The sequence below is a fragment of the Peribacillus sedimenti genome (assembly GCF_046237635.1).
Classification (GTDB): domain Bacteria; phylum Bacillota; class Bacilli; order Bacillales; family DSM-1321; genus Peribacillus; species Peribacillus sedimenti.
This window is the reverse complement of sequence record NZ_CP143547.1, coordinates 1291277-1307836: the sequence shown is the minus strand read 5'-3', so window position 1 is coordinate 1307836 and position 16560 is coordinate 1291277. Positions and strand designations below refer to the sequence as shown.

The following is a 16560-nucleotide window of genomic DNA, read 5'->3' as shown; positions in this document are numbered from 1 at the left end:
CTGCATTTCACCTTCTTTTTTTATTTTTTTCTATACCTTCACAGGCTCACTAACTTTAGCAGGAGCAGGTGTTCCATAATTCCAATATGATTCCGCGAAACCAGCTCCAATACCTCTCTCCGATACATCGTTCACATTGTTCCAAATAACAGGCTGCCAGGCTGGATCAAAGATTAAATAACCTGCATCCCCAAATAACTCCACCCGGTTTCCACCCGGTTCATAAACATATAAGCAAAGAGCCTGGCTTATGGAATGTTTTCTTGGCCCCAATTCAATGAATATATCATTCTCTTTGCACAATTCTGCTACATCAAATAGATTCTGAGGGACGCCATACCAATAGCAGACATGATGGAATCTACCGCTGGATCCAGTAGGATCACCCATGAATGCTGTTTCATGCACTAGATTCGAGACACTAAGCCAGCTTCCCAAGACTTTGCCGCTTGGGTCAACGATTTGCTCGGTAAGCCGGAAACCCAATGCATCCGTAAAAAAGCTTGTATTTTTCACGGTATCCGCAGCCATCAGGTTTATATGGTCCAGCCTTCGAACTGGAACACCGCGCCCCGGCCGTTTTTGCGGACGGTTCAGCAAATTTGTCTTTTGCTCTTCAGAAGCCTGAAAATATTCTATATCCCAAAGCAGCTCCATCCTATGTCCATCAGGCGTTGCAAATTGGTATGCCGCACCATGGCCCAAGTCGCCCTCAATCCAGCCTTTTCCCAAGCCGCTTGCTTTGATGGCTTCGACCCGGCGCAGCAGGGCATTTGGTGAAGTAGCGCGCCAGCTGGCATGTCCAAGACCCGCTTCACGGGATTCAGTAACCTTTAATGAATGGTGGTACGTATCCTCATATGCTCTTAAATAGATGGATTGGCCCTCGCGGCTGCTAACCTCCATTCCCAGTATGTCCGTGAAAAAACGCACCGTTTCTTCCGGCTTTGGGCTCAATAGTTCAACGTGGGCGAGCTGGGCAATATCAAATACAGGTTCCTGAATATTATGAACCAACTCTACTTCTGACGCTGATTTGAATATAAACGCAGGTTTTTGATTGACTGACATTTCTTCCACCTCCATGGAATTGTTTTAATCCTAATTATTGGCCAGTTGTTTTAAGCTTCCCCAAATTACTTTTCCGGAATTACAGGCAGTAACAGATATGAATCTCTCCCTCCCCCGGTATGAATCGTCACATTTCCACCAAAGACATTTTCCGGCCGGTCCGAAGGATCTTTATGTAAGAACGGACCGCATCCCTTCGACGGATACCGGTGAAACTTTCTCGACTCTTCATCGATTTCACCGCCATACTCATAATCTTTGCCTCCAACTGATAGAGCCAGACGATAGCCTGCTGGCACTACAATGGATGTCGGCCATATTTCGACTTCCACTTCATATATCTCTCCTGGTGTAAGAGGCTCCGTGACCGTATGACTGTGGTAAGGCCTATAAGGAAGGCTCTTATCGGTATCGAGCTTTCTGTGCGAAGCGCGCAGCCACCCTTGAGCTACCGGTGTATGAGCATCCATTGCCCCGCGGAAAACTACTTCTTCCCCATCTGGAGAGATAAGCTGGAGTGTCAAAAATAAATCTGCATCGGTTGTATCAGAGCTGATAAATAGTTTTGCTGCCAGCGGGCCAGTAATTTCCGTATCTTTTTCCATAGCAGGAGTAAAAAAGATAGCGCTTTCATTTTGAGGATCGTAGATAGACCTAGCTTGTTTTTTTAATGGATTGATGTCTAAACAGTTATTGCCCGCATCCAGATAATACCGTGTCCATTGCGTGCCCGGTATAGGCCATGCCTTCTCTGTTCGCTCGACAAATTGATTTCCGGGATGCCGGATTTGGAGGCGTACCTTTGGCTCGTTTTCCCAGCCATTTTTTTCACCCTTAAGGAAATGATCGAAGAATCTCCTTTGTAAATCGACTCCATATGGTGTGTAAAAATGAGTCCAGTGTTCCAGCCCATGTACCTCCAGCCATTTATGTTCTGACGAAGCTTGAAGATAACCTTCAATATTTCCACGCAGATGCAGCCCCTGCCCGCCCCAATTTGCAGCAGAGAGAAACGGAACCTTAACCTTAGACCAGTCTACAGTTATATCCTGATAATACTCGTCATCTAGTGGATGAGATTTGACCTCCGCTGCTATGTCTACCCGGTTTTGCAGCAATTCCTCCTCTGACAAAGTAACAGGGCCCGAAACTGACTCTCCTGTGATCGGATTTTTCCTTGCCCTGCTGCCGACACCATACTGCATTGGCAATTGCTTCGGAAGCCAGCTATCAAGAAAAGTGCATCTTATGCCCCCATGGTAGTAAAACTCCCGATACCAATCCGAAGTTCCCTCCCAGGGAATCATCGCCTTAAGATGCGGCGGCTGCATCGCGGCCACAAGCCATTGGTTGGCTGCATAATAAGAAATCCCTAATAGTCCAATGTTCCCGTCACTCCATGGTTCCTTGGCGGCCCATTCAATACACTCGTAGAAGTCCTCGATTTCCTGCCTGGACCATAGCTTCTGCACTCCCTCAGACCATCCTGCCCCGCGTGAATCTATACGAACTACTGCATAGCCATGAGGTGTCCAGCGTTCTGGATCCGCTACCTCCCAGCATTGGTATTTATTAGTTGTTCCTTCCATAATTTCCGGGAAGTCCTCAACCATCCGGTTCCATTGGCCAGCATATGCCTCCTGAAAGGCTTGCCCTTTGCCATACGGCCCATATGTCATAACGGTCGGATAAGCTCCTGCTTCAACTGGCAGGAAAACATCAGCCCTCAATATGGTACCATCACTCATTGGAATCGGAACCTGCCATAAAATGCGCATATGATCCTGTACTGCCTGATGCATTACTTTGTCCTTTTGCTGCAGCATTGTTATTCACCTGCCATCCCTTGTTTATTATAATCCCACCAGCTACAAATTTTTTTCTCTTGGGAGCCAGCCTCCTTTCGACTCCTGGGTGATAAAATGTTGTATTAATTTACAAAAATGATACTCAATATTCTTTATAATTTGAAATATCGTATTTTTATTACAGTAATCAGTTTTAGTGATTACTGAACTCATCTTTCCAATTGTGCCACAATTGTCTGGGTGTCTGACTCCATGAATCTTCTGACAGTTCACTACAAAATTTTATAAAATTCGAAATATTTTAAATTTGTCTTTTCAAATAATTTTGTTTTTGATATATTCTCCCTTATACAGCAACGTTGTACATCTTTGTTTCTTATTTTGAAACCTAAGGAGGAAAACGAGCTTTGGAAGTCAGAAAAGAAGAGGAAAACCACCTGTCTTCAGTAAAAAATGCACTCCGAATTTTGAAAAGCTTTACTATGGACGAACCCGAAAAAAAAATCAGCGATCTTTCCACAGCGTTGGGGCTGAATAAAAGCACAGTAAGCAGAACCATGGCCACGTTAGCGAGCGAAGGATTTGTGTTTAAGGATCCGGAAAGCAAGAAGTATCGTCTTGGGTTGTCCCTCCTTTCGTTAAGCGGAATCGTAAACAGCAATATGGATGTATACCAGGAGTCCCAGCCGGTGCTCACCAGTTTGGTGGAACAGATCGGTGAAACGGCCCACGTTTCAGTCTTGGACAACCTGGAGGTCATCTATTTGCAGAAGGTGGAATGTAACCATCCCGTAAGATTCCTTACCTATGTAGGAAAAAGAAATCCCCCATACTGTACCAGTTCAGGCAAAGTAATGCTTGCATACTCTGATGACAGCGTTGTCCAGGCCGTTATTGATAGAGGACTCCAAAGCTACACGAAAAATACCATCACAGACCCCAGGAAATTACGCACACATTTGAAGAAGATCAGAGAAGATGGCTATGCCCTGAGCTTTGAGGAGTTTTTCGAAGGCGTACATACCATAGCGGCTCCTGTGTTTGACTATAGAGGAAAAATAATCGCCGCTATTTCCGTCGCCGGCCCCAAGCAAAGAATCCAGCATCATAAAATCCAGAGCATTGTGAAAAAGGTCGTTAGTGCAGGCTCAGAAATTTCCTCGAGGATGGGATTTAGAAAATAAGCAAACATACAGAAGCATTAGGAGGAACGTGAATGTACGATTTCCATACACATTTTATTCCACAAGAAGTTTTAACTTGGCTTAAGGAGAATAAAGACCTCGTCCATGCTGAATGGGTCAAGCAGGATGCCAAAAAAGGTGATTTTTTAGTGGTGAATGGCAAATGGGGATTCGAACTAAAGAATACATTTATTAATAAGGATCTATTTTTAGCGGAACAGAAGCATGCTGAAATTAAGCATTCCGTTATTTCACCAGTACCCCAGCTGTTTATGTATGATTTCCCTGCAGAAATTACAGCTGAAATTTCAGGTGTATATAACGACTCCCTTGCTGGATGGTCAAAGGCAACCCCAAAGAATATATCTGCCCTGGGCACCATACCACTTAATGCCCCCGAAAAAGCAGCCCTGGAATTGAAGCGGATCATGAATAACGGGCTTAAAGGGGCAATCATTGGTCCTGGTATTTCCACTCAAATGCTATCTGATGACTTTTTCACTCCACTTCTTGAAGAAGCGAATGCATTAAAAGCGATTTTATTTATTCACCCATTGCTATCTGAAGATCCACGGCTTAAAAGAAGGATGCTGCCGAATTTAATCGGTGTACCATGGGAGACAACCATTTGTGCTGCTGATCTTGTACTAAGCGGGTTAATAGATAAATATCCCAATGTAAAAATCCTGTTCGCACATGGCGGGGGCTTCCTTCCATACCAGCTAGGCAGGCTGGACAAGGGATATCAGCAATGGCATCAAGTATCTGCCCAATTAACCGCTCCCCCATCAGAATACATAAAGCGTTTCTGGTATGACACTGTTTTATGGAATCCTGACAGCCTCGATTTGCTTATTAAGTCTGCTGGTACCGAAAGGATCGTCCCGGGCTCTGACTTCCCTTTTGACCTTTGTGCATGGCCTCCTTCAGGCGAACATGCAATGGGCGCTGCTTCTCTTCTCGATTAAGGATTATCGTTGTGTTTTGTGCAAATTTTTTCAGGATTTCTTATCTTGTTGCATATATAGCAACATCACGATATACATCAGTAAATGTCCTGATATAATGTAAACTAAACTAGGATAAAAGTCAGAAATACAACAAGGTATCTGCTCCGAAATTGTTTTTTACCGACCGTTTTGAAAGCGTTAACATCAAAGGCTTTGAAATACCAATCAGGGAGGGGACCTATATTGCAAGGTTATCAGGAATTGGAAAAGAACTCTGCTTCTAAATTCGAGGAAATGAATAAGAGTTTTATCGGAGGCAATTGGACTGAAGGCAATAGTGAAAGAGAATATGAGATTTTAAATCCTTATGATCGTTCAGTGATCACCTCTGTACGTCTAGCTACAAGGGAACAGCTTCATGAAGCGTTTGAGATTGCAAAGGAAGCCCAGCGTGAATGGGCAACTTCCACTGTGGAAGCTAGAAGAGAAGTCCTACATAAAGCTGCAGATTATTTAAAAGAAAACCGCGAAGAAATCGTGAGTATTTTGGTGCGTGAAACGGGTGGTACAGTATTAAAATCTAATGTGGAACTGCATCTTGCTTTGGAATTCCTGGAGGAATCCATCAAATATGCAGATGAAATTTATAAAGTGAGAGAAGTACCGGGTGGCGGAGATAAATTGAACCATATTCATCGTTTGCCGCTCGGAGTCATCGCATCTATTTCACCGTTTAATTTTCCTCTGAACCTATCCATGCGCACCATTGCCCCGGCCATTGCATTAGGAAATAGCGTGGTGCATAAGCCTGATATTCAGGTTGGGCTCTCAGGCGGATCCATCATTGCCAAAGCGTTTGAACATGCAGGCCTGCCAAAAGGCGTGCTCAATGTAGTATTGACGGATATTGAGGAAATCGGGGATGACATGCTGACTAACAGACATTCGAAATTGATCAGCTTTACCGGCTCCTCTGCAGTAGGCCGTCATATTGGCGGAATTGCGGGACAGCATTTAAAAAGAGTGGCATTAGAGCTTGGCGGCAACAGCCCGTTTGTTGTGTTATCAGACGCGGACGTTGAACAGGCAGTCAATGCAGCAATCTTCGGCAAATTTATTCACCAGGGCCAAATTTGCATGATAATCAATCGAATCATTGTCCATAAGGATAAATACAATCAGTTTGTTGAAAGATTTATTGAAAGAGCTAAATCCCTGCCATATGGAGACCCTGGCAATCCAGATACTGTTATTGGTCCATTGGTCAACGAAACTCAGCTTCAAAAGGCGCTTGCTTATATCGAACAGGCAAAGGCTGAAGGTGCTACTGTGGCCCTGGAGGGAAAACGGGTTGGAAATGTCCTGACTCCATTTGTATTTACCGATGTAGCCAATGGCAGCAAGCTCGCTCAGACTGAGCTGTTTGCACCTATTGCAACAATCATAAAAGCCGAAACGGATGAAGAAGCAATCTCGCTTGCCAATGATACTGATTACGGACTGAGCTCTGCCATCTTTACAAATGACCTAAAACAGGGCGAAGCGCTAGCCCTTCAAATTGACAGCGGCATGACCCACGTCAATGACCAGACTGTCAACGATGCACCGAATATACCTTTTGGAGGAAACAAAGCCAGCGGTCTCGGCAGATTTGGGAACCCATGGGTTGTCGAAGAATTTACCATAACCAAATGGGTTTCCATCCAAACAAAAGACCGTCAATATCCTTTCTAATAATAGACAGCCAGGGCTTGCAGACATATTTTTGAGCAAGCCCTGCACTTTATTTTTCATTGAGAATGTTATAAATGAATCTGGTAACAGGCGAATCAATGTGAAGCCGAATGTTACGTTTTGTACGATTAAGAGATTAAGACCTACCGGACTCAAGACATTGACAAGCCGCACAACAAGACTATAAAAATGCAAAACCTAATTCATAATTTTGGGGTTTGGCAAGTAAAATATAGGAAACGGGATGTGGCGTAGCTTGGTAGCGTGCATGCATGGGGTGCATGAGGTCGCAGGTTCAAATCCTGTCATCCCGATATAGTCGTAAAAGGCATGAGGCGACCCTCATGCTTTCTTAATGCAAAAATAAAAGGCAGCACCGGATAGAGTGCCGCCAATCTTATCATGTATTACTTTGTTGATGTACTAAAGTTATAGAAGAATTTCGCCGTTAATGATCCATCAGGATTTTCTTTAATGTCCGTTACATGAATTCCAGAATCAGCTGGTGTAGAACTATACCCTTTCCAGAAATAATAAGAGCCAGTATGGACATTGCTGGTAACTGGTGTAAGCTTGCTGCCAGTTTTAAAGAAATCAGCTGCATCACCACGGTTGACATTATGTTCTAAATCATAGCTGCCATCTGCCTGGACAACAGATAAGCCATAGTGAGTGATCACAGTCCCGTCTGCCAATGTCTCGGATTGATTAGATTGAAACCGCTTGTTCATCCAGTTTTCTACATTATTTGGTGTACGGAATTTTTTCAATACATTTTCATCTACATGCCATGCTACTAAGCCGTGTGCATCCTTGCCCTGGCGAATGAGGCCTTTGTTAAATCCTTGCTGCTGAACATTTTCAAAAAGGAAATACTCTGTTCCATTTGAACCGGGCACGTCCATTTTCACAATCCCATTGTTCGCAGCCGACTTATTCGCTGCTGGAAGAGTGATGGTTTTTACTCCGTCCGCTGGCGTTACATTAATTGGATTCGCCCATCCAAGAAACATTTTTGAGTAAGGATCAAAGTGGGTTGGTGAATTTCCTGAATATTGGCCGGCATCCGGGTAACGCATCCACGAACCGCCTGCCATCATTGTATAGTTACCAGCACCTGTTGATGTATAGGCAGTGTCATAGAAATCCGGCAATCCTAAAGCATGTCCGAATTCATGTGCAAAAACGCCAGCCTGGCCAGGGTAAGGACCTGATTTGGATGCTTCATCATATCCGCCTGTGGCCAAATTAAATCCGGCAACATTACCGCCGATTTCCGGCTGGATATTATAATTATTCACTAATACCCCATCAAATGTGTGGTCTGTAAGGAATTGGTTGTACCAGGTATCCCATTCTTCATCTGTTTCCTGCCCATCCTCATTCAAATCGGCAGAAGCCTTCCCTGTTTCATAATACTTTCCATAATATAAAGCGCTTAGCGCATTCCATTTATGTGACCAGATTTGGGCAGGATCACTGCTGAATTCAGCGCCTGTTCCTTCATGAACGATAAATACATTGTCTACCTGGCCATTTACAGCATATTTTGAGAAATCGACAATACCGTCTGCGGCTTTAAATAGGTCTGTTACAAGTTCACCCAAGTGGGCATCCCCGTTAACATTTCCATATACATACTTGCCGTTTTCAGCATATTTGCCTTCCTGATCCAAATAATACGAGGCTCCTTTAGGCAGCTCCACCCAAAGCAAATCCGTATTGTCTTTTTTGACTAATTTGGCTTTTCCATAACTGGATTCTTTATAAATATTCTGCATGGTGCTGTCTGTTGGTGCTTTTACACCGTTATATTCAGCATATTGCTTGAATTCATCCAGTTCATATGGATTGTATTCATTTCCAAAAATTAAATCGTTAAAGTACTTCGCAGGAACCTGCCCATTTGGATCCCCAACCGGTTCATCGCCTTCCTTGAATTTTGCAAGGATGACCAATACAGGAACGTCCCCTGTTGCCGGCTTTGGCGTAACACGGTTATTTCCCGGCTCCTGGAATTTAGTGCCCTTCGCTATTTTTTCAGCAGGATCTGATTTTGCAAGATTCTTGCCAAGCTCTTTAGATTTTTCCGCCAATTCAGGTGACGCCTCTACATAATGTGCGAGACTAAGCTGATTATTGTCCTTTGCTTTAGCCGTAACGGTGCCACTTGCAGTTGTTCCTGCCAACCCGATGCTTCCAGCCAAAGCTATAGCCAGGGCAGATTTTGATAATACCTTCAGCACGCTCTCCAACTCCTCTATTTGACCAGTGTATTTTTTCGATATATTTGAATAGTCTGAAATATAATATTAGCACCTTCCCTGCATATTTAATATAAATCGATAGACCCCTTTATTGCACAGCAATTCGACTGAATGACTGGGTATTTAGACTTAACTGTTTCTAAAAAATATTTATATAATAAAGAAGACAACTCCTTCAGGAGCTGTCAAAAATCACTTTATACTATGTTTTTATTCCAGCATACTTTTTACATATCCGGAGAGCGTTCGAATAGATGTGCTATGACCGCACCGGTTAATAGAGCCCAGACAGGAGCACTTATATGCAAGAAAGAGACATTTGAGAGCGGTATTATAAAAGCGGCCAACGCACTTAATCGATATTTTCCCCCGCTGAAACCCAGCTGGAGGTTTGACAGCAATACTCCTATCAGCGCAAATCCTGCCAGCATCGAAACAAAGGGCTTTGGCAAGGATTGAATAAACGGTACGACTTTCCACGCAAAGATGCCAAACAATAAAACGACGACTCCTGAAACAGCTGCTGCCATATAACGCTTTCTTTTCGGGCCAGAATCCGGACCTGAACAGATTGCGGTCATCATGCCTGCAATATTGGCGCACTGCCCGCCAAAAAAAGCAGTAATGATGGAAAAAATTCCACTTAAGGAGACAATTTTACGAATGGGAGGGTTAAAGTCCGAGCTTTCCAACGCCCCTATGCCCGGGGCCGCATCATTGCTCAATATCAGCATGGCTAGCGGCAATGCAAGTGTAAGCATCCCCTGCCAGGTAAACTCAGGCATCTGCAGGGACGGCATGGAAAAAGGAATGTTACGGGCTTCCATATCCAGTCCCTGTGTAGCAATCAAAGTGATGAAACCTGCTGCTATTGCCATCATGACTGGCGGCAGCCGGTTGATGAATTTTGTAGTAATCAAAAAGCTAATCAGGGCTGCTCCTCCAATCAGCGGCAATTCATTTATAGAAGAAACCAGCCTGACAACATAAGTAGTCACAAGCCCTGCAAGCATCGCCGCAATCACTTCTCTCGGAATCCATTTAATAATTTTTGTAAACAAACCCGACATGCCCACCAGAAAAATCAGCAGGCCGGATAGTACATAGCCGCCAATAAGCTGAGGGTATGTAAAATGCGCTGTCATTGTTGCTAAAAAAGCTGCTCCAGTGATAGAGTGACCTCCGGTGATAGGAATCCTAAGCATCAATGGCATCACGATGCTGAAAAGCCCCCCGAAAAAATGCACGGCAAAGATCCAATTAATCGTTTGCTGATCCGTAAAACCTCCGGCTGCTGAAGCTTCCAGGATGATCAGTGCAGGACCGGTCATAAGAAGCGTGCTGGAAATTAGACCAGAAGAAACATTATGGCCATTTAGCTCCTTCCAAAAAGGAGCACTTTTCATATTTCCCGGTTCAATAGAGCTATTTTCCCCTGTCATAAACTTATCAATCAGCCCCATGCGACCACTCCTACAATCTCATTCACGATATTCTATTAATTACGACAGGAAAGGACATCTGTCAAGGTGTCATTTTCTGAATCCTCATAAATAAATCTAAGTTGTTCAGGAGTTGTACCCTCTTAGTTGCCTTGATGCACTGCAGAGTCCGCGACTCCCTATTATGATTTAACACTGCAGGGAAAAGCTAAAATTCAGTATGAAATGATTGAGAAAATAGGCAGCCATCCAGTTTGATGGCTGCCTATTTTGAAACTATTAAAATCGTGTTTTTTGCACCATTATACTTCCAGAACTCTCGAAGCAGATCAGTGGGTTTGTCCCCCTACTTCAACGATATCTTCTGAGTTTGTTAGAGCAGATTCCACTGCCAATTCAAGACCTTTTACGATTGTTTCCAATGACATGCTTGGCTGTCCCGGATGATGGGCAGCTTGTTCCGGCAGGAATGGTATATGGATAAAGCCACCCTTGATTTGGTTACCGGCTTGATTCAGCAAGTGCATGAGTCCGTAGAAAATATTGTTGCACACAAACGTTCCGGCTGTTTGAGAAACAGAAGCGGGAACGCCGTTCTCCCTCATATTTTTAACAACGGCCTTAATAGGCAATGTAGACCAATATCCGACCGGTCCACCTTCAACGATTGGCGTATCGATCGGCTGCTGGCCAATGTTGTCAGGAATGCGGGCATCATTTACATTGATTGCAACACGCTCAACCGTCATATCCGGACGTCCTCCTGCTTGTCCTACACAAATCACGAGCTGCGGATTCACTTCTCCCACAAACTCTTCCAGTGATTTAATGGCTTCATCAAATACAGTGGGCACCTTTTTCGAAACGATTGTATAATCGCCGAACTTTTTCCTATCCAGTTTCATCACAGCTTCAAGTGCCGGATTGGTCTTTTCCCCGCCAAACGGATCAAAACCTGTCAATAAAATATTTCCCATCCTAATCCCTCCTATAAATGACCAACTTTTGGTTAAAAACGGTAAACAAGGAAGTACATAAGTAACATGTTAACAATAAATAATGGAATTGCAATCGGAATTTGCGCTTTAATCACTGCATTCTTGTCTTTTAACTCCAAAAGCATAGCCGGTACGATGTTAAAGTTCGCAGCCATCGGGGTCATAAGTGTTCCACAATAACCGGCAAACATGCCGAGTGCTGCCATTATGGCAGGATCCCCCCCGTGCATTTGAACAATAAGAGGAAGCCCGATTCCACCAGTAATAACTGCAAAAGCAGCAAATGCATTCCCCATGACCATCGTAAACAGCATCATTCCTAAACAATAAGCGGCGACGGCAACAAATGCGAATTGTGTTGGCAGTAAATCGCCAACGATGCCTGATACCACATCACCTACACCTGATTTAGAGAAAATGCCGCCCAAGGCTGCGAGCATCTGCGGCAGGATGACAGCCCAGCCAACCGCCTGCAAAAGACGGCTTCCTTCATTAACAGGAACCGTTGCTTTAGCACGAGTAATCCCCAAGGCAGCGGCAAATGCCAAAATTGTGGCTACACCAAGAGCTATAAGGGTAACTTGTTCGGGGTCAACCAGGTGTACAGAGCCAAACTTGATTTTCCCCAGGGTAAGTGTTCCGGCAATGGTCAAAATCGGAATCAAGATGGCTGGCATAAAAATCTTATTCTTCAAGCGTTCAGCATGTCCAGCCCTTTCCTCCACTTTGCTCTCTGCCTCATTTGATTTCGTTACTTTTCCCATCGAAGCAACCACTACCATAAGTAATACAAGATATCCTACATAAAGGGGAGGAATTTGCTTGCCAAATAGGAATGTGAAAGCAAATATCCCCCAAAACAGGCTGGACCCCATCCGATGCGGATGATTCTTATCCAGTGCTATGCGAATCGCAACGAAGGCCACAATAATGCCAAGAAGATAGTAGATGGTATTTAGCGTGATGATATTCATTATTGGACCTCCTTAATCTTTCCTTCAGTTCTGTTATAAGCACCAGTGCCGGTCACACGTGCTTCCCTTGCAATCCTTCTATCCAGCCTGTTAAATCTAAACCAGCTGATGAAGAACGCAGATAAGGCAGTGGGAATTCCCCATAATGCCATATCCCAAACTCCTACATGCAGGCCAACCGAATCGAAGAATCCTTTCATCAAAAGAATGGCTCCCGTTGCGATGAAGATGTCTTCCCCGAAAAACCAGCCTGTGTTTTCCGCCGCTGCTGCATGAGCTTTGATATCATTTCGGGTCTTCTCAGACAGCCTTCCATACTGAGCCGCAGCAGCCCCTTCTGCCATTGGCGCAACCAGTGGACGTACAGTTTGCGGGTGGCCGCCTATATTCAGCCCGATTGCAGCAAATCCTTCGCGGATCGCTAAATATGTAAGCAAGACACGTCCTGTTGTTGCATTTTTTGCCTTCTTGATTAATGTCTCCGCTCTTTCCTTTAGCCCGTATCTCTCCAGAATCCCAATTACAGGCAGAGTTAAAATGATCGGCAATGACATATATCTATTATCGATAAAAAATTGACCGAATAATGACAATACCTCATTAAATGACATGCCTGAGACCATGCCTGTCACAATCCCGGCTACCATCACAACCAGTAATGTGTTGAAGCGGAAAGCAAAGCCCAGCGCTACGACAATAATTCCAATAAGCTTAATCAATCTGTTTCCCTCCTGTGAATAATCATGCAATTTCTCCCAATACCGCTTATCCCGTTGGCCGCAAAAACGGATTTACTTAGGGATAATTCTAAATAGTATAAGAATTTTATAAATTCAGGTATTTGAATTTACTTTAAAACATTATGTATAAAAATACAATGTCAAAGGTTTTCCAGCTAACCTCCCAAATTTCTGTAAAAAGTGCATTTCATAATACAATTCACAAAAAATAATCCCTTTCTGGCAAGATACCCACTCACATAAAAGGGAGGATTTACAGGAAACTACTTGAACTATTAGTATTCATTCCCTGATTAACACAATTGATATCTATAAAGATATCAATATGGGCAGTTCTTTACTGTCCAAAACTTGACCTCCCCCAAGAGAATGCAGCATCTGAGTTTCTGTCATCCTGCTTACAAAGGTAATTTCGGTTATTTCTTTGAAACAGACAATGTAGAAGTTAAATGGAGACAACGTGTTAGGGGACTACCCATCTATAAATCTTCTAAAGGGCTATATCGCTGATTTAAAGAAAGGGTGGGAACCTCAAAAATATAAAAAAAGCACCCCAAGCCCGAAGGCGGCACTTCAAAGAGATAGAGCCGTCTTTACGTTAGGATGCTTTTTTTTACCTATTAATCTATTAAACTTCAAGGCTGTTACTTCGCGATGGCCAAAATATTATTCTGCTGATTATTGCTGACTAAAACTAAGGCCCAGGGTTAAACATTTTAATAGCTGTTATTTTTTCCGGGCATGCTTCCTCATATCGAATGCAACTGCGACAATGATGATTAGTCCTTTTACAATGAATTGGATGTACGGGCTTACCCCGAGGAAAGCCAGGCCATAGTTGATGATTTGGAATATAAGTACGCCCGTTATAACACCTGGAACAGTCCCTATGCCGCCTGTCAAGGACACACCGCCGACCACACATGCTGCAATGGCATCGAGCTCGTACATATTCCCTGTATTATTGGTGGCACTGCCGACCCGGCCGGCCTCAAGCACACCTGAGAACCCATACAGAACCCCTGCTATAATGTAGATAATAATCAGATTCTTGGCTACATTGACCCCTGAAACCTTGGCAGCCTCAGGATTACCGCCAATTGCATACATATTTTTTCCTAGCTGGGTTTTATTCCAAATGACCCAGATGATAACTGATACGATGATGGCGTAAATCACCAGGTAAGGGATTTCATACTGTCCGATCGGAATGCCTCGCTGTGCAAACGTTGTAAAGCTTTGACGGAATCCGCCAATTGGCTGAGCTCCAAATGGAGGCCGGTCAAAATAGATTGAGGTAAGTCCATAAATGGCAATCATCGACCCCAAGGTTGCAATAAACGGCGGTACATGGAATTTTGCGACGACAAACCCATTTATCCCTCCAAGAAATCCTGTTATGACCATCGCAATGAGAATCGGAACAAATAATGGAAGTTGAGGCAGATCAGGATACATCCGGTAAGCATAATCGGATGCCTGAAGAAGCGATGCCGATACTACTGCTGCAAGGCCAACCATGCGTCCGGCTGACAGGTCAGTCCCTGCTGTTATTAAAATGCCCGCCACTCCTAAAGCGATGATAATCCTTGAGGACGATTGGCTTAGAATATTCAATAAGTTCGTGATCGATAAAAAGTCTGGAGATGCAATGACAATCCCCACAACAAGCAAAATCAATACCACATAAATGACATTATCAACCAGCCATTGTGTGTTAAAGAACCCTTTCCTTTCCGATGCGTCATTATTCATCCTAATTCCCTCCTTAATACAACGCTGCCAGTCTCATAATTTCTTCCTGGGATGTCGAAGCTGTATTTACGATACCCGCAGCCCTTCCGTTGCTCATGACCAAAATGCGGTCTGTAACCCCTAATAGTTCTGGCATTTCAGAAGAAATCATGATAATGCCTTTCCCCTCAGCTGCGAGTTTGTTCACCAGCTGGTAAATCTCAAACTTGGCTCCGACATCAATTCCCCTGGTCGGTTCATCGAGCAATAAAATTTCAGGGCCTGTCAAAAGCCAGCGGCCGATTATTACTTTTTGCTGGTTACCGCCCGACAAGCTTCCTATAGGAGTCCTTTGGGACGGTGTTTTTACCTTCATAGAATCAATCACCCACTTGGTATCTTCATGCACCTTGCTGTTAGACAAGAACCCGCTTTTTGATTTGTATCGCTTAAGATTGGCAATGATCGAGTTGAAGCTGATGCTGAGTTCTGGATAAATGCCTGTGGATCGCCTTTCTTCAGTCACTAGTGCAAAACCGTTTTTTATGGCTTGTTGCGGAGAGGAATTCTTAATTATTTTTCCATGCAGCTCGATCGTGCCCGATCTGATGCCTCTTATACCAAAAAGCGCCTCCACCACTTCAGTCCTTTTGGAGCCGACCAGGCCTGCAATCCCCAATATTTCCCCCTTCCTCAGTTCGAAATTTATGTCTGAGAAGGATTTTTCCATTTCTGCTGCAAAATCTGACACTTTTAGAATGACCTCTCCCGGTTCATTGATTTTATTCGGAAAACGATGCGACAGATCCCTCCCAACCATCAGCTTGATAATTTCATTCGTCGTCAGATCCTTTGCTGCCTTCGTTGTGATGCTTTTGCCATCCCGCATGATTGTGACCTCATCCGATATTTTTAAAATCTCTTCCATCTTGTGAGATATATAGATGACAGCTACATTATCACTTTGCAGCTTTTTAATGATCTTAAATAAATGATTTACCTCTGTTTCTGTAAGGGAGGAAGTCGGTTCATCCATCACAATGATTTTGGAGTGGTAAGATACGGCTTTTGCGATTTCCACCATTTGCATTTCAGAAACCGACAAGGAGCTTACCTTGCGCCGCGGATCGATGTTGATAAACAGATTTTCAAAAATCGCCACTGTATCCTCATACATTTTATTTTCATCGACAAAAATTCCTTTGCGAGGATAACGGCCAAGCCATATATTATCCATCACATTCCGCTGGCGGACCTGGTTCAGCTCCTGATGTACCATCGAAACACCATTTTCAAGGGCCTGTTTGGAATTCGCAAAACTTACTTCCTGGCCGTCCAGCAGAATGCGGCCTTCATCCATCGAGTATATCCCGAACAGGCATTTCATTAATGTCGATTTTCCGGCCCCATTCTCCCCCATCAATGCATGTACGGTACCGGGCCTTACTCTGAGCGTGACATCCTGAAGCGCCACGACCCCGGGAAACCTTTTCGTTAAATCAAGCATTTCCAGTAAATAACCAGTACTCGTTTCTGGCATAACTGAACCTCCTAGCTTCAATCAGCAGGTTTACGTTTATTCGCCCTTTGACCTGCCCTATTAAATAGCATGTAAAAAATATGAGAGGCACAAAAGTGCTTCTCATATTAGTTGGCGA

General features: G+C 43.9%; 12 protein-coding genes and 1 tRNA gene. 4 read left to right on the top strand and 9 right to left on the bottom strand.

The annotated features are described in order from the left end of the window. Window positions 1–30: 30 nt before the first annotated feature. Both V1500_RS06575 and V1500_RS06570 read right to left on the bottom strand, forming a co-directional pair. Window positions 31–1071 carry a catechol 2,3-dioxygenase gene (locus V1500_RS06575; protein ID WP_409304780.1) on the bottom strand — a complete coding sequence of 347 codons (1041 nt, stop codon included), beginning with the start codon at window positions 1069–1071 and terminating at the stop codon, window positions 31–33. 65 nt (window positions 1072–1136) lie between these two features. Continuing rightward, window positions 1137–2897: a CocE/NonD family hydrolase gene (locus tag V1500_RS06570; protein ID WP_409304779.1), complete on the bottom strand. Its 1761-nt coding sequence runs from the start codon at window positions 2895–2897 to the stop codon at window positions 1137–1139. Window positions 2898–3286: 389 nt separating this feature from the next. On the opposite strand from V1500_RS06570, the gene V1500_RS06565 reads away from it, so the two are divergent. The 4 genes from V1500_RS06565 to V1500_RS06550 all read left to right on the top strand — a co-directional run bounded on the left by V1500_RS06565 (window position 3287) and on the right by V1500_RS06550 (window position 7061). Next, a complete protein-coding gene (locus V1500_RS06565; protein ID WP_409304778.1) occupies window positions 3287–4063 on the top strand; it encodes an IclR family transcriptional regulator in 777 nt (258 codons plus the stop codon). A gap of 32 nt (window positions 4064–4095) precedes the next feature. Beyond that, window positions 4096–5031 carry an amidohydrolase family protein gene (locus V1500_RS06560; RefSeq protein ID WP_409304777.1) on the top strand — a complete coding sequence of 312 codons (936 nt, stop codon included), beginning with the start codon at window positions 4096–4098 and terminating at the stop codon, window positions 5029–5031. Window positions 5032–5307: 276 nt separating this feature from the next. After that, entirely contained in the window at window positions 5308–6747 is a 1440-nt protein-coding gene (locus V1500_RS06555) for an aldehyde dehydrogenase family protein (RefSeq protein ID WP_409305933.1), read from the top strand. Window positions 6748–6987: 240 nt separating this feature from the next. After that, a tRNA-Pro gene (locus V1500_RS06550) sits at window positions 6988–7061 on the top strand. Window positions 7062–7154: 93 nt separating this feature from the next. Here the strand turns inward: V1500_RS06550 and V1500_RS06545 are convergent. The 7 genes from V1500_RS06545 to mglA form a co-directional block, all read right to left on the bottom strand. Then, window positions 7155–8993 carry a M6 family metalloprotease domain-containing protein gene (locus tag V1500_RS06545; RefSeq protein WP_409304776.1) on the bottom strand — a complete coding sequence of 613 codons (1839 nt, stop codon included), beginning with the start codon at window positions 8991–8993 and terminating at the stop codon, window positions 7155–7157. A gap of 248 nt (window positions 8994–9241) precedes the next feature. Continuing rightward, window positions 9242–10477, bottom strand: a complete 1236-nt coding sequence (locus V1500_RS06540; protein WP_409304775.1) for a benzoate/H(+) symporter BenE family transporter — start codon at window positions 10475–10477, stop codon at window positions 9242–9244. Between the two features lie 308 nt (window positions 10478–10785). After that, window positions 10786–11433 (bottom strand): pyroglutamyl-peptidase I, encoded by a 648-nt coding sequence (gene pcp / locus V1500_RS06535; RefSeq protein WP_409304774.1) that lies wholly within the window; start codon window positions 11431–11433, stop codon window positions 10786–10788. A 32-nt stretch (window positions 11434–11465) separates the two neighbouring features. Then, window positions 11466–12428, bottom strand: a complete 963-nt coding sequence (locus V1500_RS06530; protein ID WP_409304773.1) for a DUF979 domain-containing protein — start codon at window positions 12426–12428, stop codon at window positions 11466–11468. After that, window positions 12428–13147 (bottom strand): DUF969 domain-containing protein, encoded by a 720-nt coding sequence (locus V1500_RS06525; RefSeq protein WP_409304772.1) that lies wholly within the window; start codon window positions 13145–13147, stop codon window positions 12428–12430. The genes V1500_RS06530 and V1500_RS06525 overlap by 1 nt, the downstream gene beginning before the upstream one ends. A 747-nt stretch (window positions 13148–13894) precedes the next feature. Then, window positions 13895–14923 (bottom strand): galactose/methyl galactoside ABC transporter permease MglC, encoded by a 1029-nt coding sequence (gene mglC, locus V1500_RS06520; protein ID WP_409304771.1) that lies wholly within the window; start codon window positions 14921–14923, stop codon window positions 13895–13897. A gap of 13 nt (window positions 14924–14936) precedes the next feature. Then, the gene (gene mglA, locus V1500_RS06515) at window positions 14937–16442 is read right to left on the bottom strand and encodes a galactose/methyl galactoside ABC transporter ATP-binding protein MglA (protein WP_409304770.1); all 1506 of its coding nucleotides are present in this window, start codon (window positions 16440–16442) and stop codon (window positions 14937–14939) included. Between the last annotated feature and the right edge of the window lie 118 nt (window positions 16443–16560).